The sequence below is a fragment of the Nocardia sp. NPDC004340 genome, assembly GCF_053602575.1.
This window is the reverse complement of record NZ_JBSGDW010000006.1, coordinates 172,871-193,107: the sequence shown is the minus strand read 5'-3', so window position 1 is coordinate 193,107 and position 20,237 is coordinate 172,871. Positions and strand designations below refer to the sequence as shown.

19 protein-coding genes and 1 tRNA gene are annotated in these 20,237 nt (G+C 68.5%); 15 read left to right on the top strand and 5 right to left on the bottom strand.

All coding sequences use genetic code 11. The annotated features are described in order from the left end of the window. Window positions 1-97 precede the first annotated feature (97 nt). Window positions 98-171: transfer RNA gene (locus tag ACWEOI_RS24830), tRNA-Arg, on the bottom strand. A gap of 176 nt (window positions 172-347) precedes the next feature. On the opposite strand from ACWEOI_RS24830, the gene ACWEOI_RS24825 reads away from it, so the two are divergent. The 8 genes from ACWEOI_RS24825 to ACWEOI_RS24790 all read left to right on the top strand — a co-directional run bounded on the left by ACWEOI_RS24825 (window position 348) and on the right by ACWEOI_RS24790 (window position 13,009). Continuing rightward, a complete protein-coding gene (locus ACWEOI_RS24825; protein WP_433671623.1) occupies window positions 348-2,414 on the top strand; it encodes a cytochrome c oxidase assembly protein in 2,067 nt (688 codons plus the stop codon). Between the two features lie 11 nt (window positions 2,415-2,425). Beyond that, on the top strand, window positions 2,426-3,370 hold the full coding sequence (locus ACWEOI_RS24820; protein ID WP_357090332.1) for a threonine/serine dehydratase: 945 nt from the start codon (window positions 2,426-2,428) through the stop codon (window positions 3,368-3,370). A 146-nt stretch (window positions 3,371-3,516) separates the two neighbouring features. Continuing rightward, window positions 3,517-3,966, top strand: coding sequence for a single-stranded DNA-binding protein (locus ACWEOI_RS24815; protein WP_433671626.1), 450 nt, complete (start codon window positions 3,517-3,519; stop codon window positions 3,964-3,966). A 10-nt stretch (window positions 3,967-3,976) separates the two neighbouring features. Then, window positions 3,977-5,653 carry an energy-dependent translational throttle protein EttA gene (gene ettA / locus ACWEOI_RS24810; RefSeq protein ID WP_433671628.1) on the top strand — a complete coding sequence of 559 codons (1,677 nt, stop codon included), beginning with the start codon at window positions 3,977-3,979 and terminating at the stop codon, window positions 5,651-5,653. A gap of 456 nt (window positions 5,654-6,109) precedes the next feature. Then, window positions 6,110-11,011, top strand: coding sequence for an NAD-glutamate dehydrogenase (locus tag ACWEOI_RS24805; RefSeq protein ID WP_452361155.1), 4,902 nt, complete (start codon window positions 6,110-6,112; stop codon window positions 11,009-11,011). 38 nt (window positions 11,012-11,049) lie between these two features. Further along, window positions 11,050-11,484 (top strand): thioesterase family protein, encoded by a 435-nt coding sequence (locus ACWEOI_RS24800; RefSeq protein ID WP_433673267.1) that lies wholly within the window; start codon window positions 11,050-11,052, stop codon window positions 11,482-11,484. A 13-nt stretch (window positions 11,485-11,497) separates the two neighbouring features. Beyond that, window positions 11,498-12,172, top strand: coding sequence for a hypothetical protein (locus ACWEOI_RS24795; protein WP_452361154.1), 675 nt, complete (start codon window positions 11,498-11,500; stop codon window positions 12,170-12,172). A gap of 105 nt (window positions 12,173-12,277) precedes the next feature. Then, window positions 12,278-13,009 (top strand): dienelactone hydrolase family protein, encoded by a 732-nt coding sequence (locus ACWEOI_RS24790; protein ID WP_452361153.1) that lies wholly within the window; start codon window positions 12,278-12,280, stop codon window positions 13,007-13,009. Window positions 13,010-13,045: 36 nt separating this feature from the next. On the opposite strand, the gene ACWEOI_RS24785 is transcribed toward ACWEOI_RS24790, so the two are convergent. Together ACWEOI_RS24785 and ACWEOI_RS24780 are read right to left on the bottom strand one after the other, a co-directional pair. Continuing rightward, a complete protein-coding gene (locus ACWEOI_RS24785) occupies window positions 13,046-13,363 on the bottom strand; it encodes an AzlD domain-containing protein (protein WP_433671636.1) in 318 nt (105 codons plus the stop codon). Then, window positions 13,360-14,070, bottom strand: coding sequence for an AzlC family ABC transporter permease (locus tag ACWEOI_RS24780; RefSeq protein ID WP_452361152.1), 711 nt, complete (start codon window positions 14,068-14,070; stop codon window positions 13,360-13,362). The genes ACWEOI_RS24785 and ACWEOI_RS24780 overlap by 4 nt, the downstream gene beginning before the upstream one ends. A 93-nt stretch (window positions 14,071-14,163) precedes the next feature. On the opposite strand from ACWEOI_RS24780, the gene ACWEOI_RS24775 reads away from it, so the two are divergent. Beyond that, the gene (locus ACWEOI_RS24775; protein ID WP_433671640.1) at window positions 14,164-14,784 is read left to right on the top strand and encodes a helix-turn-helix domain-containing protein; all 621 of its coding nucleotides are present in this window, start codon (window positions 14,164-14,166) and stop codon (window positions 14,782-14,784) included. A 30-nt stretch (window positions 14,785-14,814) separates the two neighbouring features. Here the strand turns inward: ACWEOI_RS24775 and ACWEOI_RS24770 are convergent, their stop codons facing one another. Then, window positions 14,815-15,186 (bottom strand): hypothetical protein, encoded by a 372-nt coding sequence (locus tag ACWEOI_RS24770; protein ID WP_452361151.1) that lies wholly within the window; start codon window positions 15,184-15,186, stop codon window positions 14,815-14,817. A 52-nt stretch (window positions 15,187-15,238) separates the two neighbouring features. On the opposite strand from ACWEOI_RS24770, the gene ACWEOI_RS24765 reads away from it, so the two are divergent. Beyond that, window positions 15,239-15,694: a MarR family transcriptional regulator gene (locus ACWEOI_RS24765; protein WP_433671644.1), complete on the top strand. Its 456-nt coding sequence runs from the start codon at window positions 15,239-15,241 to the stop codon at window positions 15,692-15,694. A gap of 3 nt (window positions 15,695-15,697) precedes the next feature. Here ACWEOI_RS24765 and ACWEOI_RS24760 read toward each other — a convergent pair whose 3' ends face one another. Continuing rightward, on the bottom strand, window positions 15,698-16,426 hold the full coding sequence (locus ACWEOI_RS24760; RefSeq protein WP_357279914.1) for an HNH endonuclease: 729 nt from the start codon (window positions 16,424-16,426) through the stop codon (window positions 15,698-15,700). A gap of 260 nt (window positions 16,427-16,686) precedes the next feature. Here ACWEOI_RS24760 and ACWEOI_RS24755 point away from each other — a divergent pair, with 260 nt between their 5' ends. The 5 genes from ACWEOI_RS24755 (at window position 16,687) to ACWEOI_RS24735 (ending at window position 20,192) form a co-directional block, all read left to right on the top strand. Then, window positions 16,687-17,091 carry a globin gene (locus tag ACWEOI_RS24755; RefSeq protein WP_213557400.1) on the top strand — a complete coding sequence of 135 codons (405 nt, stop codon included), beginning with the start codon at window positions 16,687-16,689 and terminating at the stop codon, window positions 17,089-17,091. A gap of 133 nt (window positions 17,092-17,224) precedes the next feature. After that, window positions 17,225-18,802 (top strand): glycoside hydrolase family 13 protein, encoded by a 1,578-nt coding sequence (locus tag ACWEOI_RS24750; RefSeq protein WP_452361150.1) that lies wholly within the window; start codon window positions 17,225-17,227, stop codon window positions 18,800-18,802. 101 nt (window positions 18,803-18,903) lie between these two features. Further along, a complete protein-coding gene (ctaJ, locus tag ACWEOI_RS24745) occupies window positions 18,904-19,182 on the top strand; it encodes an aa3-type cytochrome oxidase subunit CtaJ (RefSeq protein ID WP_357090307.1) in 279 nt (92 codons plus the stop codon). Further along, on the top strand, window positions 19,169-19,636 hold the full coding sequence (locus ACWEOI_RS24740; protein ID WP_433671648.1) for a DUF5130 domain-containing protein: 468 nt from the start codon (window positions 19,169-19,171) through the stop codon (window positions 19,634-19,636). Before ctaJ ends, ACWEOI_RS24740 begins: the two co-directional genes overlap by 14 nt. A 142-nt stretch (window positions 19,637-19,778) precedes the next feature. Further along, window positions 19,779-20,192, top strand: a complete 414-nt coding sequence (locus ACWEOI_RS24735; RefSeq protein WP_452361149.1) for a helix-turn-helix domain-containing protein — start codon at window positions 19,779-19,781, stop codon at window positions 20,190-20,192. The last annotated feature ends 45 nt before the right edge of the window (window positions 20,193-20,237 follow it).

The window sequence follows — 20,237 nt, the reverse complement described above, 5'->3', positions numbered from 1 at the left end:
TTCGTCCTCGCCGTGCGAGTTTCCGGGGTGTTTGAGCCCCGCCCAGCTCGGGTATTGGTGGTACTGCCAGCGTTGTCGCTGGTCAGTCACCCTTGTGCGCCCCCGGCAGGAATCGAACCTGCGACCTAGGGATTAGAAGGCCCTTGCTCTATCCAACTGAGCTACGGAGGCAGTGCGGGCATCGGCGGTGATGCGGGCTCCAAACACCTTGACCCAAATCGATCTCGGTGTCCAGCGGGTTGAGTATAGCGAGCGTCCAGGTTAGTAATGCTTCCTCGCTTAGCAACCGTTCGGCGCGTCGGGGCGGTTGTGCAGACCGGAGGACCGGAAACCCCAGGGGAGTCTGGATGGGCGCTCCGAACTACGCTGGGCGTATGTCGTCAGTGCAGGACCCGCCCGCAGGATCGGATGTTTCGGCGAATCGGTCGGGTTCGGGGGTGACGTTCGCTGCGGTCACGGCACTGGGTGGGGCGGCGGCCGCGTTGGTGGCGGCGCTGGTCGTGGCGTTGTCGGCGGCGCAGGCCCTGACCTTGCTGGGGATTCCCGATCCTGGTCCGCTGACCACGTACGGGCTGCCCGCGGTGCGCGCGGTGGCGGACTTCTCGGCGGCGCTGACCATCGGTTCGCTGCTGTTCGCGGCGTTCTTCGTGCCGCCGCAGGAGAACGGAGTACTGGACGTCGGGGGATATCGGGCGCTGCGGCGGGCCGGGAACGCGGCGGTGGTGTGGGCCGGATCGGCGGCGCTGCTGGTGCCGTTGACGCTGTCGGACACCACCGGGCAACCGCTGCTGAACTCGCTGCGGCCCGAGCAGGTGTGGCGCGCCGCCGATCAGGTCGAGGTCGCGGGGTCCTGGCGGTTCACCGTGTTCATGGTGCTGGCGCTGGCCGTCGCGTGCCGGGTGGCGCTGCGCTGGGGCTGGACGCCCGTGCTGCTCCTGCTGTCGGTGCTCTCACTGCTGCCGGTGGCGCTGACCGGGCATTCGTCCTCGGGCGGCGCCCACGACCTGGCCACCAACAGCCTGATCCTGCACCTGCTGTCGGCCTGCTTCTGGGTCGGCGGACTGTTCGCGGTGCTGGCCTACGCGCTGCGTGACGGCAAATACACGGCACTGGCCGTGCGCCGGTTCTCGATCGTGGCGACCGTCTCGTTCGTGGTGATCGCGATCAGCGGTGTGATCAACGCCCTGGTCCGGCTGCCCGTGTCGGAACTGCTCGGAACCACCTACGGCAAGCTCGTGCTCGCCAAGACCGCGGCGCTGATCCTGCTCGGCGTCATGGGCTACCTGCAGCGCCGCAACGCCATCCCGGACCTGGAGAAGGACCCGCAGGATCGCGGCGCGCTCATCCGCCTCGCCGGTGTCGAGGCGCTCATCTTCGCGGCCACCGTCGGCCTCGCCGTCGGCCTGGGCCGCACCCCGCCGCCGGACCAGCGGACCGTGCCGACGCCGACCGAGGTCGAGATCGGCTACAACCTGGCCGGCCCGCCGACCGTGGCGCGGCTGCTGTTCGACTGGCGTTTCGACCTGATCTTCGGCACCCTCGCCCTGGTCATGGCCGGGCTGTACCTGCGCGGCGTGCTGCGGCTGCGCAAGCGCGGCGACGACTGGCCGATCGGCCGGACCATCGCCTGGCTCGCGGGCTGCCTGACGCTGCTGCTCGCCACCAGCTCGGGTGTGGGCCGGTACGCGCCGGCCATGTTCAGCGTGCACATGGCCCAGCACATGATGCTGTCGATGCTGGCCCCGATCCTGTTCGCGCTGGGCGGTCCGGTGCTGCTGGCGCTACGCGCGATCCAACCGGCCGGTCGGAATCAGCCGCCCGGCGCGCGCGAATGGATCCTGGCGGCCGTGCACAACCCGGTGTCGCGCTTCCTGACCCAGCCGGTCGTCGCCTCGGTGCTGTTCGTCGGCGGCTTCTACGCCCTCTACCTGGGCGGCATCTTCGACAAGTACGTCGGCACGCACGGCGCCCACATTCTGATGAATGTGCACTTCCTGCTCAGCGGATACCTCTTCTACTGGGTGGTCATCGGCATCGATCCCAAGCCGCGCCCGGTGGAGCCGCTCACCAAGCTGGGCATGGTCTTCGGCTCGCTGCCGTTCCACGCCTTCTTCGGCATCGCGCTGATGAGCATGAACACCGTGATGGGCGGCTGGTTCTACCGCGGCCTGGGCCTGTCCTGGAACAAGGACCTGCTCGGCGATCAGCACACCGGCGGTAGCCTCGCCTGGGCCAGCGGTGAGGTGCCGCTGGTCGTGGTGATGCTGGCGCTGCTCATCCAGTGGTCGCGCAGCGACCAACGGCTGGCGAACCGCCTCGACCGCAAGGCCGAGCGTGACGACAACGCGGACCTGACCGCGCACAACGCCATGTTCGCCGAGCTCGCTCGGCGCGACGGAGAGGTGCGCAAGTGAAGGATGTCGCCATGGCGACCCGGAAAGTGAAGCGGCTGTACAGATCCGACGTGCGCCAGGCCCGCCGGCTGCTGCGCGGACACACCCGCAAGACGCCGGTCTTCCACACCGAGATCCTGGGCCCGCACGGCCCGGTCCCGGTGACGCTGAAACTCGAGCATCTCCAGCACGGCGGCACCTTCAAGGTGCGCGGCTGCCTCAACGCGCTCTTGCAGGCGCGCGGCGATCAGACCCAGGTGGTGCTGGCCTCGGCCGGCAATGCCGGGATCGCGGCGGCGCTGGCCAGCGCGGTGCGCGGAATGTCGTGCACGGTGGTGGTTCCGGAGTCGGCCTCGCACACCAAGGTGGCGGCCATGTGGTCGCACGGGGCCGAAGTGCTGTGGCACGGAACCACTTACGCCGAAGCGCACAAGTACGCCCGTCAGCTCGCCGCCGAGCGCGGCGCCATGCCGCTGCACGCCTACGACCTGCCCGAGATCGTGGCCGGTGCGGGTGTGGTCGGGCTCGAGATCGAGGAGCAGGTGCGCGGCAGACCGACAGTGCTGGCCGCGGTCGGCGGCGGTGGCCTGGTGGCCGGGGTCGCGGTGTCGCTGGGGCTGCGCGGCCGGGTGGTCGGGGTCGAGCCGGTGGGCGCGCCGACCCTGCACGCGGCGCTGGCGGCCGGGCACCCGGTAGACGTCGACGTGTCCAGCGTGACCTCGGATTCCTTGGGCGCGAACCGGATCGGCGAGATCGCCATGGAGGTGGCGCAGCGCTACGCCGTGCGATCGGCGCTGGTCACCGATGACGCGATCGTGATGGCCCGGGAGTACCTGTGGCGCGAGTTCCGGATCGTGGTGGAGCCCGCGGGCGCGACCGCGGTGGCCGCGATCCAGTGCGGGGCGTATGTGCCGGGCCCGGGGGAACGGCCGGTAATCGTCTTGTGCGGGGCCAACACCGATCTGGCGACCCTGTAGTCCATCGCGAAATTCATCCCCACCCCGCGAGTTGTCCACACTCGCCGAGGTGGGGTCTGCCCTCGTGCGCGCTCCCCGGCGAAGCTGGAACCCGGACCGAACGCAGGGCCCGCGGCGACGGGCTCGAATCGACAAGGGGGAGCGCGATGTACGAGGCGAATACCGCGGTGATCGGCCGGGTCGTCACCCAACCGGTGCTGCGCGCGCTGCAGAACGGCGATCAGCTGCTGAGCTTCCGGATGGCCAGCACCGCCCGTCGCTACGATCAGGCCGCCGGGGACTGGGTGGACGGTGGCACGTTGTACCTCACCGTAAGCTGTTGGCGACGGGGGATCATCGAGGGAGTCGAAGCGTCGCTGCAGCGAGGTGACCCGGTCATCGCGTACGGGCAGCTGCGCTCGAACGAGTACACCACCCGAGACGGCGCGGAGCGCACCGATCTCGAGATGCGGGCCCTGGCAGTGGGTCCCGACCTGGGTCGTTGCACCGCCCCGGTGGTGCGCAAAACCTTCGGTCGACCCGACCGGACCGACCCCGTGGAACGGCCGTCCGCCGATGCGGACACTGCCGGAGAACCCGCTACTACACACAGTTAGGCTTGCCGATATGGCTGAGTTCATTTACCAGATGGTGAAGGTGCGAAAGGCGCATGGCGACAAGGTCGTGCTCGACAATGTGACCTTGAACTTCCTTCCCGGCGCGAAGATCGGTGTCGTCGGCCCGAACGGCGCGGGTAAGTCCAGTGTGCTGAAGATCATGGCGGGACTGGACCAGCCGAACAACGGTGATGCCTGGCTCGCGCCGGGCGCGACGGTCGGCATCCTCATGCAGGAGCCGCCGCTCAACGAAGAGAAGACCGTGCGTGGGAACGTCGAGGAGGGCCTCGGCGAGATCAAGGTGAAGCTGGACCGCTTCAACGAGATCGCCGAGCTCATGGCGACCGACTACTCCGATGAGCTGATGGAGGAGATGGGCAAGCTCCAGGAGGAGCTGGACCACGCCGACGCGTGGGATGTCGACTCCCAGCTCGAGCAGGCCATGGACGCGCTGCGCTGCCCGCCGCCGGACGAGCCGGTCACCAACCTCTCCGGTGGTGAGCGCCGTCGTGTCGCGCTGTGCAAGCTGCTGCTGAGCAAGCCCGACCTGCTGCTGCTCGACGAGCCCACCAACCACCTCGACGCCGAGTCGGTGCTGTGGCTCGAGCAGTTCCTGGCCAACTACCCGGGCGCCGTGCTGGCCGTCACCCACGACCGGTACTTCCTCGACAATGTCGCGGAGTGGATCCTCGAGCTGGACCGCGGCCGGACCTTCCCCTACGAGGGCAACTACTCCACCTACCTGGAGAAGAAGGCCGAGCGCCTCGAGGTGCAGGGCAAGAAGGACCAGAAGCTGCAGAAGCGCCTCAAGGAGGAGCTGGCGTGGGTCCGCTCCGGCGCCAAGGCGCGTCAGGCCAAGAACAAGGCGCGTCTGGGCCGCTACGAGGAAATGGCCGCCGAGGCCGAGAAGATGCGCAAGTTGGACTTCGAGGAGATCCAGATCCCCGCGGGTCCGCGCCTGGGCAGCGTGGTCGTGGAGGTCGACAACCTGGACAAGGGCTTCGGCGACCGCCAGCTCATCAAGGATCTGTCCTTCACCCTGCCGCGCAACGGCATCGTCGGCGTCATCGGCCCGAACGGTGTCGGTAAGTCGACGCTGTTCAAGACCATCGTCGGCCTGGAGAACGCGGACAGCGGCAATGTGCGCGTCGGTGACACGGTCAAGCTGAGCTACGTCGACCAGAACCGCGGCGGCATCGACCCGAAGAAGACGGTCTGGCAGGTCGTTTCCGACGGCCTGGACCACATCCAGGTCGGCCAGGTGGAAATGCCTTCCCGCGCTTATGTTTCGGCCTTCGGGTTCAAGGGCCCGGACCAGCAGAAGCCGGCCGGCGTGCTCTCCGGTGGTGAGCGCAACCGCCTGAACCTCGCGCTGACCCTCAAGCAGGGTGGCAACCTGATCCTGCTCGACGAGCCCACCAACGACCTCGACGTCGAGACCCTGAGCTCGCTCGAGAACGCGCTGGAGAACTTCGCGGGCTGCTCGGTGGTCATCTCCCACGACCGCTGGTTCCTGGACCGCACCTGCACGCACATCCTGGCGTGGGAGGGCACCGAGGACAACCCGGCCGCGTGGTTCTGGTTCGAGGGCAACTTCGAGGCCTACGAGGCCAACAAGATCGAGCGCCTCGGCCCGGAAGCGGCCCGTCCGCACCGGGTGACCCACCGCAAGCTCACCCGCGGATAGCGCACCACCCCAACCGAATTCGCCGCTCGCCCCCACTCGGAGATCCGGGTGGGGTAGCCGGACCGTGCCGTCATCGGCCGGCTACCGCGGGCTCGGGTCCCGATCCGGCCCGTGGGCGAGCGGTCGGTTGACCACTTTTGCCTGGCTCGACGATGTTTGCTGGACGGTTTACGGTTCGCTGGATGGCGGGCGGTGGCCGCGGAAGTGAACGGTTATCGAACAGCGAACTCAGCGGTTTCGCATTCGCACTAGTGCGTGAAAACTGTTTTGGTGCAAGGTTTGTCGGAGACGACCTGGCGATATCGGGCGAACATCTCACTCATCGAACCGTCCGGTTTGTCGGTATTATGAGACGCGGCGTGGCATTGACAGGAATTCGACCCGGTACCTGTTGTGTCCAGCTACTCTCGCATCGGCGTCACTTTGTTACGGAACCGAATCCGAGGAGTTGGCGAAATGACGGTCTCGTCCGAATTGTCCAGCAAGGCCTGGGCTGCGAGTTTGCCCAAGTCGCTGGGCGGCAACCTCGTGTCCCTCGAGGAGGCATATTTCCGTCACGTCGACGCCGGCGACGCGGACTGCGCCATTCCCGCGACCTCCACCCACATCTTCCGCTGCCACGTCGATCTGGCCGTGCAGCGCACCCCCGGCACCGCGAATGTCCATGTGTACCAGGCGGATGACGAGGCCGGGCTCGGCGTCGCCATCCAGTTGGTCACCGACGACATGCCACTGCTCGTCGAGTCCGTCACCGCTTTCCTGAGTCGCATCGGCGTCAGTGTCAGCGAGGTCGTGCACCCCATCTTCGAGGTCACCCGAGACGCCACGGGTAGCCTGGAGACGGCGTTGCCGCACGAGGTCGACGGCAATGGCGCGACCGGTCTGCGCGAATCCTGGATGCACGTGCAGCTGCATCCGGCGACCAGCCGCGCGCAGCTCGAGCGCATCGAGTCCGCGCTGCCCGACGTGCTCACCGACGTGCGCCGCGTCATCGAGGACACCGAGGCCATGCGCCAGGCCCACGAGCGGGTCGCCGGTGAACTCGACAGCGCCGCGGCCGCCGGTAGATCGGGCTTCCCGGCAACCGATCTCACCGAGTGCGCCGACCTGCTGCGTTGGCTGGCCGACGGTCATTTCACCGTGCTCGGCTACGCCCGGTACGAACGCAGCACCGTGGACGGCCAGGCCAAGTCGATCATCGTCCCGGAGACCAGTCTGGGCGTGCTGCGCCCCAATGTCGGCACCGACTTCCGCGTCCCGGACAACAGCGGTGACCAATCGCTGCTCATGCTGACCCAGGGCCTGGTCCCGGCCACCGTGCACCGCGCGGTCTACCCGTACTTCGTCGGCGTCGCCGAGATGGACGAATCGGGTGCGGTCATCGGTGAACACCTGTTCATCGGTGTCTTCACCGTCACCGCCCTGCACGAGAACGTGCTCGACATCCCGATCATCCGCCGCCGGGTGAAATCCATCATCGAGTCCAGCGGCTTCGACTTGGACTCGTTCTCGGGCCAGGAGATGCTCGAGGTCATCCAGTCCTTCCCTCGCACCGAGCTGTTCTCCTCGCACGGCGACGCGCTGCGCCGCACCGCCAGCGCGGTGCTGAATGTCGGCATGCGCCGCCAGGTCCGCTTGTTCATGCGCCTGGACGGCTACGGCCGCTTCGTGGCCTGCATGGTGTATCTGCCCCGTGACCGCTACACCACCCGCGTGCGCCTCGAGATGCAGGACATCCTGGTGCGCGAACTGGGCGGCGTCTCCATCGACTACTCGGCGCGGGTCTCCGAAAGCGACCTCGCCAGTGTGTATTTCACCGTCCGGCTGCCCGATGAGGGCACCGCGGTCGACACCACCGAGACCAATCGGCTGCGCATCCAGCACCTGCTGTCCGAGGCCAGCCGCACCTGGGACGACCACCTGCGCGACGAGGTGGCCACCTCGTCGGTGCTGGATCCGGCCGTGGCGCAGCGCTACGCGGAGTCCCTGCCGGAGAGCTACAAGGAGGACTTCGATCCCACCCGCGCCATGGCCGACATCCTGCGCCTGCAGGGTCTGGCCGAGGGCGGCATCGATCAGCACCTGTACCGCTGGCCCGATTCCGCCCCGGGCTCTTGGCGTTTCACGCTCTATGTCGGCGGCGGCGGCATCTCGCTGAGCCAGGTATTGCCGCTGCTGCAGAGCCTCGGCGTCGAGGTGATCGACGAGCGCCCGCACCAGGTCGACGGTGACCACGGCCCGGAACAGTGGATCTACGACTTCGGCCTGCTGGCTCGCCCGGAACTGCTGCGCAGCGCCCTGGACCGGAACATGGACGCCGAACTGGTGGAGTCCGTGGGCCGCCTCGATGTGCTCGACGCCCAGGTCCGCGGGATGCGCCAACGCTTCACCGAGGCGTTCGAGGCGCTCTGGTACGGCCGCGCCGAGGCCGACGGTCTCAATGAGCTGGTGCTGCGCGGCGGCCTGAACTGGCGCGCCGTCTCCATCCTGCGCGCCTACTCGAAGTACTTGCAGCAGGCCGGATTCCCGTACAGCCAGGCCGCCATCACCCGCGTGCTGCTGGCGTACCCGGAGGCGGCGAGCATGTTCGCCGACCTGTTCTCCGCGCTCTTCGATCCCGATTCGGCCAATGCCGAGCATGCCGCGGAGCTGGAGGCCGCGGTCCGCCGCCGGATCGACGACGTGGTGAGTCTGGACGCCGACCGCATCCTGCGCGCCATCCTCGGCCTGATCAGGGCCACCCTGCGCACCAACTACTACGTCCTCGACGCCGAGGGCCGGTCGCGGGACTACCTGTCGTTCAAGGTGGAACCGCGCGAGATCACCGAATTGCCCAAGCCCCGTCCGCAATTCGAGATCTTCGTCTACTCGCCGCGGGTCGAGGGCGTGCATCTGCGCTTCGGCCCGGTGGCGCGCGGCGGTCTGCGCTGGTCGGACCGCCTGGAGGACTTCCGCACCGAGATCCTGGGCCTGGTCAAGGCGCAGGCGGTGAAGAACGCCGTGATCGTGCCGGTCGGCGCGAAGGGCGGATTCGTGGTGAAGCAGCCGCCCGCCGCGACCGCCGACCCGGTCGCCGACCGCCAGGCGCTGCAGGCCGAGGGCATCGCCTGCTACCGCACCTTCATCTCCGGCCTGCTCGACGTCACCGACAATGTCGATCGCGCCACCGGCGCGGTGCTGCCCCCGGCCCGGGTGCTGCGCCGCGACGCCGACGACACCTACCTGGTGGTCGCCGCCGACAAGGGCACCGCCACCTTCTCCGATATCGCCAATGACGTTGCCCAGCAGTACGGTTTCTGGCTCGGCGACGCCTTCGCCTCGGGCGGTTCGGTGGGCTACGACCACAAGGCCATGGGCATCACCGCCAAGGGCGCGTGGGAGAGCGTGAAACGGCATTTCGCCGAGATGGACATCGACACCCAGTCCGAGGACTTCACGGTGGTCGGCGTCGGCGACATGTCCGGGGACGTGTTCGGCAACGGCATGCTGCTCTCGCGGCACATCCGCCTGCTCGCGGCCTTCGACCACCGGCACATCTTCCTGGACCCGAATCCCGACGCCGCCACCTCGTTCGCCGAGCGCGAGCGCATGTTCGCCCTGCCGCGCTCGTCGTGGGCCGACTACGACAGGTTGCTGATCAGCACCGGCGGCGGCGTCTACGACCGCACGGTCAAGTCGATTCCGGTCAGCGAGCAGGTGCGTGAGGCTCTGGGCCTGGCCGCCGACGTCACCTCGCTGTCCCCGCCGGAGATGATCCGCGCCATCCTGATGTCCCCGGCCCAGCTGCTGTGGAACGGCGGCATCGGCACCTACATCAAGGCCTCCACGGAGACCAATGCCGAGGTGGGCGACAAGTCCAATGACGCGGTCCGGGTGAACGCGAACGCCCTGCGCGTCAATGTGATCGGCGAGGGCGGCAACCTGGGCGTCACCGCGCACGGTCGCATCGAGTTCTGCAAGCACGGCGGCAAGATGAACACCGACGCGCTCGACAACTCCGCCGGTGTGGACTGCTCCGACCACGAGGTCAATATCAAGGTCCTGCTCGATGGCGTGGTCTCGGCGGGCGAACTGTCCCAGGCCGAGCGCAATCCGCTGCTGGCGTCGATGACCGACGAGGTGTCGGCGCTCGTATTGCAGGACAACGTGTCCCAGAACTATCTGATGGGCATGTCCCGCGCCGAGGCCCCGCGCATGCTGAATGTGCACCAGCGGCTCATCGAGGATCTCGAGGACCGCCGCGGCCTGGACCGCGAGCTCGAGGCGCTGCCCGCGGACACGGAACTGAAGCAGCGCATCGAGGAGGGTGCGGGCCTGACCTCGCCGGAGCTGTCGAATCTGATGGCGCACGTGAAGCTTTCGCTCAAGGCCGACCTGCTCGCCAGCGACCTGCCCGATACCGCGTACTTCGCGGCGCGGGTGTCGCAGTACTTCCCGACCCCGCTGCGCACCCGGTTCGGCACGGCCATCAAGCGGCACCGCCTGCGCCGCGAGATCACCAGCACCATGCTGGTGAACGAGGTGGTCGATCTGGGCGGCATCACCTACGCCTTCCGGCTGGGTGAGGAGATCGGAGCGTCGGCCTCGGACGCGGTGCGCGCCTTCACCGCCGCCACCCAGATCTTCGATCTGCACACGGTGTGGAAGACCATCCGCGACGCGGACGTCTCCACGGGCATGAAGGACGCGCTGGAGCTGGAGACCAAGCGCACGCTGGACCGGGCCTCGCGCTGGCTGCTCAACAACCGTCCGCAGCCGGTCGCGGTGGGCGCGGAGATCCACCGCTACTCGCAGGGCGTGCGCACGCTCGCGCCGAAGGTGCCGAGCTGGCTGCGGGGGCACCACATCGACACGCTCAACGAGCAGTCGCAGGCCATCGCCGAGCAGGGCGTGCCCGCCGAGCTGGCCATCACGGTGTTCGGGCTGCTGAACCAGTTCCCACTGCTGGACGTGCTCGACATCGCCGACATCACCGATCGCAGTGGTGAGGAGGTGGGCGCGCTGTACTACGCGCTCAACGACCACCTGAAGATCGATTGGCTGTTGCAGGCGGTCAGTCACCTGGAACGCGGCGACCGCTGGCACGCGCTGGCCCGGCTCGCGCTGCGCGACGACATGTACGGGTCGCTGCGCTCGCTCACCCTCGACGTGCTCTCCGCCGGCGACCCGGAGGAGACCGCCGAGGAGAAGATTGCATACTGGGAGTCGAAGAATCAGTCCCGATTGGGCCGCGCACGCTCGGCCCTGTCGGAACTTTTCGAGTCCGGAACCCACGACCTGGCCACGCTGTCGGTTGCGGCGCGGCAGGTGCGCAGCATGGTGAGCGGGGTGGGTGCGCAATCGGAGGTACCGCGTTGACGATCGGTTCGCTGAACGACCTGGCAGCAGGCCCGGGTGTGACGGACACGGCCACACCCGGCCGCTTCCACACCCCGGTGGAGGTGCGCTGGTCGGATATGGACGCCTTCCAGCACATCAACCATGCCCGCATGGTGACCCTGCTGGAGGAAGCCCGGATCCCGTGGCTGTTCCTGGACGAGCGACCGACCGTCAAGCTGCGGGCCGGCTGTGTGCTGGCCGACCTGCGGGTGCAGTACAAGGGTCAGCTGCGCCACGAGGATTCGCCGCTGGACGTCTCCATGTGGGTCGAGCGGCTGCGCGCGGTGGACTTCACCGTCGGCTACGAGGTGCGGGCCGCGGGCGCGTCCCCGGACTCCCCGCCGGCGGTGGTCGCCTCCACCCAGCTGGCCGCCTTCGACATCGACACCCAGCGCCTACGCCGCCTCACCACCGAGGAACGCGACTACCTGTCGCTGTGGCTGGCCGACTGACCCGAGAACCGTCTTGTCGGGACAACTGACCCTGTACGTTCCGGATCCCGCGGAACGCGAGAACCTGGCCACCTTCCTCACCCACGCCGTCCGGCTCGACCCGGCCGCGGTCATCCGCCTGCGCCGGCGCGGGGACCGCTTCGTCTCCGCCTGGGCCGCCACCGGATTCGAGGCGCTGGCCGTACGCACCGTGGTCGCCGAACTCGGGATGGACGACGTGACCGTCAGCGCGGACACCGTCCTCGCCGGGCTGCACGGGCCCGATGCGAGCGCCGCGTTCGGACTGGGCTTCGCCATGGATTCCGCCTGGCACGGGGCCCTGCCGCCGGAGAACGGGTTCGTCCACGTGGAGGATGTGCCCGCACGCATGCTCGTGGAATTGGCCGAGCGCGGCGCGGAGGTCGCCCAGGAGCACGGCGGGAAACACGGCCCGCCCGCCGCACTGCTGGATCAGACCGTGCTCACCGTCTCCAATGCCGGTGAGCGGGTCGAGGTGCCGATGCGGGTGGTGTTCGCGCTGGCCGCCATGGATTTCATTCCGCACGGCGGCGAGAAGACCGACTCCCGGCGCATCTCCGTCGACGAGATCGTGCGGGTCCGCGCGGCCCGCACCTGGCTGCGCTTGGACGCCCGCTACGGGTCGGTGGCCCGCCGCCGCGGACCCGCTCTGCCGCTGCTGACGCACTGAGCTCCACGGCTAGTTTCGAAAGATGATGTGTCCCATCGGCTGTTCGATGGGACACATCGCCGGTTCGACGGCCCGTGACCCCGCCAGCCGCACTACGTTTGGCATATGACAGCTGTCGCGATCGAGACCGGGTGGGTCGACCTGAAGGTCGGAGACACCGTGATGAGCGCCTACGTGGCTCACCCCGCCGAGCCCGGCGCTTACCCGGGAGTCGTTGTCGGACACGAGATCTACGGCCTGCACGCCACCGCGAAGCAGGCCACCGAGCGCATCGCGGCCCTCGGCGCGATCGCCATCCTGCCGGACCTGTTCCATCGCGAGGCGCCGCGCGCCGACCTGGAGTTCGGGGGAGAGGGTCGCGAGCGCGGCCTGGCACTGCTGCGCACGCTGAGCCGCCCCGACGTGCTCTCGGACATCTCCGCGTGCCTCGACGAACTGCGCGGCCGGGAGGCCACCTCCCTGAACATGGTCGGCTTCAGCGCGGGCGGCCACGTCGCCTATTACGCCGCGACGCAACTCCCGCTGGCCGCTACCGCCGCCTTCTATCCCGGCTGGCTCACCAATACCGATATCCCGCTGTCCACCCCCGAGCCGACCATCGAGGCCACCCCCGGCATCACCGGCCGCATCCTGCTGTTCTTCGGCGGCCTGGACCCGCTGATCGACGCCGAGGCGCGTGACGAGCTCGAAGAAGCCTTGACGGTCAATGACATTCCGCACGAGATCGTGGTCTACGAGGACGCCCCGCACGGCTACGTCTACCCGGGCCGGGACTGGTACCGCGCCGAACTCGCCGAGGATTCCTGGACCCGCATCGCGGACCTGCTCGGCCGCTGAGGTTCCCGAGCGGAGCGCTGAATTCCCGAGTGGAGATCAGTGCACGCCGAGCATCCGTAGCCCGGCGGTGACGACCGCGGCCGACAGGATCACCACGATCAGCGGCGCTCGCCGCCAGGCCAGCACGGCAGCGACAAGGACACCGGCGGGCATCGCCCACCCGAATTGACTTCCGCCCGAAGGCATCAGCGTGGTCACGGCCAGCGCCGTGAGCAGCACGACCGAGGCGATCTCGAGCAGCCGGACGGTGCGCGGCGAGATCCGGATGCGGCTCCGCAGGAGCGGCCCGGCGAACCGGAACGCGAAGGTGCCCAGGGCCAGTGCCATGGTGGCCATCAACAGGGTCTTGGTCATCCGGCTGCGCTCACGGTCGAATCCGCGGTGGCGTCGTCGGTCCCCGCACGGCGGGCGACCAGCAGCACCGCGCCCAGCGCCAGCAGCACGGGCAGGCCCGCGCCGAGGAACGGCGTGGTCGCGGCCGCCACCGCCGCACCGGCCAATGCGGCGGTGCGCGTGAGGGAGTCGCGCAGGGCCGGAAGGACGAGGGAGAACAGCACCGCCGGGAAGACGGCGTCCAGTCCGAAGATGTTCGGGTCGGGCACGACCGAGCCGAGGATCGAGCCGACGGCCGCGCCGAGCGGCCAAGCGGCCAGAACGGCCAGCCCGCACAGCCAGTAGGCGGCGCGACGGCGGTCGCGGTCGGGCTGGGCCAAGGCCATGGCGACCGATTCGTCGTTCATGACGTGGGTCCCGAGCAGTCGCCGCCAGCCGGTGCCGACCACATCGGGCAGGGACAGCCCGTAGGGCACATGCCGCGCATTGACCAGCAGTCCGGCCAGCACGGCCGCGACCAGCCCGCCGCCGGCGGTGAGGATGCCGATGAAGACGAATTCCGAGCCCCCGGCCACCACGGCCACGCTCAGGAGAACCGGCAGCCAGCCGGGCAGTCCCGAGGTCACGGCGGTAGCGCCGTAGGGTACGCCGATCATGGCGACTGCCAGGCAGATCGCCGCGATTCCTGTGAGCACACCCCGATCGAGTGTTCGCCATGCCGAACGCATGTTTTCTATAATGAACACACCCGGCCGGGTTCGTCAAAGGGGCGTGCCGGAGGAAAGGGTGCGGCCGCCCGGGCCGGTACTGTGAACGCCACCATGACCCAGCAGCCCGACCGCTCCGCACCGGCGTCTCCCGCGGGGGCCGCGGCGTCCCCGCCGGACGCGATCCCGCCGTCTCCGCAGGAGGCGATCGCCGCCGCGCTGCGCCGGGAGCGCGCCCGTTCCGGGCTCTCGCTGACCGAGGTCGCCAAGCGGGCCGGGATCGCGAAATCCACGCTGTCCCAGCTGGAATCGGGTGCGGGCAATCCCAGCATCGAAACCCTGTGGGCGCTGTGCATCGCGCTCGACATCCAGTTCTCGCGGCTACTGGATCCGCCGACGCCGCAGGTGCAGGTGATTCGCGCGGGCGAGGGCCCGGTGCTCGCCTCGGCCGAATCGGAGTATCGGACCACGCTGCTCGCGGCCTCCCCGCCCGCCGCGCGCCGTGACGTGTATCGCGTCACCGCCGAGCCCGGCCATCCCCGTGACTCGGTCCCGCACTCGCGCGGCGTCGTCGAACACATCGTGCTGTGCGCCGGTCGCGCCAAGGTCGGTCTCGCCGAGGATCCGGTCGAGCTCGAACCCGGCGACTACATCTGCTACCCCGGCGATATGCCGCACGTCTTCGAAGCCCTTGAACCGGGCACCTGGGCGCTGCTCGTCAGCGAATACAGCTGATCCTCGAACAACCTTGTCGCCGAGGGGTTTTCACTGCATCGTGAGCCACCAGGCGGACAGCAGATGCACCGCCGCCAGTCCGACGCAGGTGGCGGCCATCGGCCAATTGCGCCGCCCGGCACCGATGATCGCGTCCCCGATCTGAGCCAGCCCGGCCACGATGAGGACCGGCGCGAGCCCTGAGCGCGCACCGACCGCGAGCAGGATCAGCACCACGATGCTCAGCGGCACCGCCCGCGCCCCGTATCCGTAGGCGAAAAACCTTGTCCCCGCGTTGATCTGGCCGCCGTCCGGCACCGCGAGGGCGGGCCGCGCCATGCCCACCACGCTGGAGATTCCGGAGATCAAGGCGACCGCTCCATTGGCGATGGCGATTCCCGTGTACGCGTCCATATCGTTCACTCCAATAATCATTCACACTCTGAATGGTTCGAGCAGAAGTATCATCGGACCCGTGAACGATGTCAAGAAGTCGACCGGGCTCCCGAAGACCGTCGCGTTCCGCCTGGGCACCGTCGGCGCGGTGGTCGCCGACCGCTTCGCCGCGCGCATCGAACCGCTCGACCTCAAGCCCAAGCACGCGGGTCTGATGACCGCGCTGAGCCACGGCGAAGCCGCCTCGCAGCAGGAGTTGGCGGGCCGGCTCGGCGTCGCGCCGAGTCTGGTGGTGGCGCTGGCCGATCACCTGGAACGGCTGGGCGCGATCGAACGCGTGCGGGACCCCGCGGATCGCCGACGGCAGGTGCTCACGCTCACCGAACAGGGACATGCCCTGCTCGCGGCGTGTGAGAAGGCCGCGCGGGAGCTCGACACGGAACTCACCGCCGGATTGCGGCCAGACGAGCGCACGGCCTTACAGCGTGCGCTCGGCGTACTGGCCGCCGACGCCGGGCTGCCGACGGGCGAGTGACGGCTAGGCCGCGCCCTCGCCCAGATACTGCAACCACGTCGGGTCCAGCTCGGAACTGGCCGACAGCAACCGCCAGTGCGGGCCCTTGGGCGCGACCATCGGATGGTGCAGAGCCCAGCCCAGTTCACTCAGCAGCTTGTCCGCTTTGCGGTGATTGCAGGGCGCGCAGGACGCCACACAGTTCTCCCACGAATGGGCTCCGCCGCGGCTGCGCGGAATGACGTGATCGATGGTTTCGGCCTTGCCGCCGCAATAGGCGCAGCGGTAGCGGTCGCGATGCATGAGCGCGGCTCGGGTCATGGGTACCCGTGCCCGGTACGGAACGCGCACGTAGTTGCGTAGTCGGATGACCGAGGGGAGCGACACCGAGGTCCCGGCGGAATGCACGACCGGACCTTCCGGATTGTCGTGCACCGTATCGGCCTTGTCGCAGATCAGCAGCACGATGGCGCGGCGCGCGGACAGGGCGGTGAGTGGCTCGTACGTGGCGTTGAGCAGCAGCACGCGGCGTTTGGCCCAGGCGGGGACGGGTGCTGCGGTGGGAGGGTGATGCGAGTGTTCGCGGTGGTCGCCCGGATGGGCGGGCTCGGGATGAGCGCCCGGATGATGCTCGGCATGAGAATGTTCGGACAGTAAGTGCAGCGGAGTAGCCCCCGACCCACGATTGTGGACATCGGCGGGCTGGAGTTGTCGATGCGTCCGCGCCTCACGGGCGCCGTGCCGCTGCTTCATGGGCCATACCCCGGTTTCGTATTCGTCCGATTGTGTGGTATCTCGGCAGACTGCCACCCAGTTGACCATGGAACGGCGCACAATGCCATCTCTTTCGACACATTGTCAGACACATTCGGATGAACACCGCGTGACAATCGCTGGGACCGGGGTTTCCGGGCGTTGACAGGGCATTTTTCGGTAGCTCACCGGTGTCCTGGGCGGCGCTGGATCCGACCCGGACGGGGTGCGGGCCGGACCGGACACGGCAGAATGGGGGCGTGACTTCTGGCGAGCAGACTCAAATCTCCTTCTTCGAGGCCGTGGGCGGCCAGGCGACGTTCCATCGGATCGTGGCCGCCTTCTACCGCGAGGTGGCGGAGGACGAGGTGCTGCGGCCGTTGTACCCGGAGGAGGACCTCGGCCCGGCCGAGCGTCGGTTGCGGATGTTCCTGGAGCAGTACTGGGGTGGCCCGCGCACCTACTCCGACGAGCGTGGCCACCCGCGGCTGCGGATGCGGCACCACCCGTTCAAGGTCGGTCCGATCGAGCGGGATGCCTGGCTGCGGGCCATGCGCATCGCGGTGGCGGAGATCGAGCCGGAGGTGCTCGACGACGCGCATCGCAAGCAGTTGCTCGACTACTTCGAGATGGCCGCCAATTCGCTCATGAACTCGCCCTTCTGATTTCGCACCCAGAAGTCGCAGCTTCCCACGGGGATTCCGGTCGGTCGTGGCTGTCCGCTGATCATTTGCTGAAACTGGACAAGTCCTTCCGACGGACCCGCGAAAGCCGCTGTGCTTTGGCACCATTACCGCTGTGACGGACAATCTCGCCGAAAACCCCTGGTGGCGGTCGGCCGTGTTCTACCAGGTGTATCCCCGTTCCTTCGCGGACTCCGACGGCGACGGTGTGGGCGATCTAGGCGGATTGCGGGACAAGCTGGGCTATTTGGAGCTGCTCGGCGTGGACGCCCTGTGGATCTGCCCGGTGATGCGCTCGCCCATGGCCGACGGCGGCTACGACGTGTCCGACCCGCGCGACATCGACCCGCTGTTCGGCGGTCGGGCCGCCCTGGACGAGGTCATCGCCGAGGCGCACGATCGGGGCATGCGGGTGACCATGGACCTGGTCCCGAATCACACCAGCGATCAGCACCGGTGGTTCCAGGAGGCGCTGGCGGCCGGGCGGGGCAGTCCGGAGCGGGCGCGCTACTGGTTCCGGGACGGCCGCGGCCCGGATGGCGCACTGCCGCCGAACAATTGGCCGAGCATCTTCGGCGGCCCGGCCTGGACCCGGGTGCGTGAACCCGACGGCAGGCCCGGGCAGTGGTACCTGCACATCTTCGCGCCCGAGCAGCCGGACCTGAACTGGGAGAACCAGGAGGTCGCAATCGATTTCGAACAGACTTTGCGGTTCTGGCTGGATCGCGGCGTGGACGGTTTCCGCCTGGATGTCGCGCACGGCATGGCCAAACCCCCGGGCCTGCCGGACATGGCGCGCATCGACACCCGCATGCTGCACCTCGAGGACGATGATCCGCGCTTCAACAACGCCGGGGTGCACGAGATCCACCGGCGTGTGCGCAAGGTGATGGACGAGTATCCGCACGCGGTCGCCATCGGCGAGGTGTGGGTCAACGACAACACCCGCTTCGGCGAGTACGTGCGCGCCGACGAACTGCACCTGGCCTTCAACTTCCGCCTCGCCCAGACGCCGTTCGACCCGGACCGCATCCGCACGGCCGTGGACAATTCGCTGCACGCGGTGGCGGGCGTCGGCGCGACGCCGACCTGGACGCTGTCCAATCACGACATCGAACGCGAGGTCACCCGCTACGGTGACGGCCCGGTCGGGCAGGCCCGGGCGCGGGCCATGATCATGCTGGAGCTGGCGCTGCCGGGTGCGGTATTCGTCTACAACGGAGCCGAATTGGGCCTGGCCAATGTGGACGATCTGCCGGAGTCGGCGCTGCGCGACCCCACCTGGGAGCGGTCCGGTCACACCGTGCGCGGCCGCGACGGCTGCCGGGTGCCGCTGCCGTGGGAGGGCCCGTGGCCCCCGTTCGGGTTCACGACGGGTGAGCCGTGGTTGCCGATGCCGCGGGAGTGGGCGGGGATGAGCGTGGAGCGGCAGCTGGAACGGCTGGATTCCATGCTGTCGCTGTACCGAATGGCGATCGAATTGCGGGCTGTCTGTCCGGAATTCGCCGGGTCGGGCGTCGAGTGGTACGGGAGCCCGCCGGGTTGTCTGGCGTTCCGGCGCGAGGGTGGACTGTTGTGCGTGCTCAATGCCACCGACTCGCCGATTCTGTTGCCGACGGGGGAGGTGTTGCTGACCAGCGCGCCGCTGGCCGATCGCAAACTTCCGGCGAACTCGACGGCCTGGTTGGTCTGATCGGTGAGGTTCCGGCCGGTCCGAAAGGTGAATGTCACGACACGGCCGCACTAACCCTTACCGGTCGTAGTAGTCATGGCGCGATCGACTACCGTTGGCCCGTGAGCATTCTCCAGACAGTGCTGATCTACGTCGGCATCCCGGTCGCGATCTATCTGGCGATCGCCGGATTGTCGTTCCTCGGCAAGCCGCTGCCCGGCGAGAAGCCGGAACACTACGAACTCGGTGCGAAGTGGACCCAGCCGCCGGTGCTGTGGAGCGCGACCGACGAGGTGACCGGATCCGGCCACCACGACACTGCTGATTCGCATGGACACCATGCGGCTATCGAGACCGCGAACGCGGAGCTGATCGGAGGCCGGGCAAGTGGCAAGTTCTAATTGGCCCGCGGTGAACGAGGCCGACCTTCCGCACGGTTACGCCCTCACCTCCAGCGGACGCGTCTCCGGCGTGCACGAGGCCGGCGACGTCTTCAAGGAAGCGCCGTTCAACGACCGTGAGCGGCTGCTCATGGACAATGCCCTCACCGACGCCACCCGCGCCACCAAGGTGCGCTTCAACGTCTACATCGGCGACCTGGGCGCCGACTCCGCCGCCGGCGTGGACGCGCTGTTCCCGGCCACCCCGGAGGCCGCCCGTTCGGTCCTGATCGCGGTGGACCCGAACACCAGCTCCGTCGAGGTCCGCTCCGGCCACGAGATCGCCGAGCGCGCCAACGACCGCGTCTGCCAGCTCGGCGCGACCGCCGCCACCAGCTCCTTCCGTCAGGGTGAGCTGATCGACGGCCTGGTCTCCGCGGTGCGCGTGATGGCCGCCGCCATCGGCCGCGTCTAGCCGGTTCCGATCTGACGAGGGACGCCCGGGGCTCGAGCCCCGGGCGTCCTTTCGTGTGTATGGCGCTTCGAAAGTTCGCCGAGGAGTTCGCTCTCAGCAGATCGAGGCGCGACGGCCGGGCCAGGCACTTTACGCTCGGTGTATGTCCGAGCATCCGCGCCTGAAGGCGCTTCCCGGTGGTCTGGATCGAGCGGGCCGGTCGGTACGCCCCACGGCATCGCCCGCGCCTGCCCGCGAGCGCGCGGACCGGGAACCCCTGTTGCGCGAGGCGCTCGGCGACCGATTGCGCTCGATGCGGCTGGATCTCGGCGAGAAGCTCACCGAAACCGCTGGGCGAGCCGGTATCTCGCCGCAGTACCTCTCCGAGATCGAACGTGGCCGCAAGGAACCCTCCAGCGAGATGATCGCCGCCCTGGCCGGAGCCCTCGGCATCAGTGTCGGCGGACTCACCCGCCAGGTCGCCGAAGAGCTCCTGCGCACCGGCCTGACCCCCACCGCGCCGCCCGCCGTGCCGCACCGCTACGCCGGCCAGGTCATGCTGTCGCTGGCCGCCTGACCCGCGCCGCGACACGCTGATTCGCGCTACGCCCGCGCCGACACT

What these genes read in the sequence shown, in the direction of transcription:
- ACWEOI_RS24825 (WP_433671623.1), top strand. Translation starts at nt 348, where the DNA reads ATGGGCGCTCCGAACTACGCTGGGCGTATGTCGTCAGTGCAGGACCCG.
- ACWEOI_RS24820 (WP_357090332.1), top strand. Translation starts at nt 2,426, where the DNA reads ATGGCGACCCGGAAAGTGAAGCGGCTGTACAGATCCGACGTGCGCCAG.
- ACWEOI_RS24815 (WP_433671626.1), top strand. Translation starts at nt 3,517, where the DNA reads ATGTACGAGGCGAATACCGCGGTGATCGGCCGGGTCGTCACCCAACCG.
- ettA (WP_433671628.1), top strand. Translation starts at nt 3,977, where the DNA reads ATGGCTGAGTTCATTTACCAGATGGTGAAGGTGCGAAAGGCGCATGGC.
- ACWEOI_RS24805 (WP_452361155.1), top strand. Translation starts at nt 6,110, where the DNA reads ATGACGGTCTCGTCCGAATTGTCCAGCAAGGCCTGGGCTGCGAGTTTG.
- ACWEOI_RS24790 (WP_452361153.1), top strand. Translation starts at nt 12,278, where the DNA reads ATGACAGCTGTCGCGATCGAGACCGGGTGGGTCGACCTGAAGGTCGGA.
- ACWEOI_RS24785 (WP_433671636.1), bottom strand. Translation starts at nt 13,363, where the DNA reads ATGACCAAGACCCTGTTGATGGCCACCATGGCACTGGCCCTGGGCACC.
- ACWEOI_RS24780 (WP_452361152.1), bottom strand. Translation starts at nt 14,070, where the DNA reads ATGCGTTCGGCATGGCGAACACTCGATCGGGGTGTGCTCACAGGAATC.
- ACWEOI_RS24775 (WP_433671640.1), top strand. Translation starts at nt 14,164, where the DNA reads ATGACCCAGCAGCCCGACCGCTCCGCACCGGCGTCTCCCGCGGGGGCC.
- ACWEOI_RS24760 (WP_357279914.1), bottom strand. Translation starts at nt 16,426, where the DNA reads ATGAAGCAGCGGCACGGCGCCCGTGAGGCGCGGACGCATCGACAACTC.
- ACWEOI_RS24735 (WP_452361149.1), top strand. Translation starts at nt 19,779, where the DNA reads ATGTCCGAGCATCCGCGCCTGAAGGCGCTTCCCGGTGGTCTGGATCGA.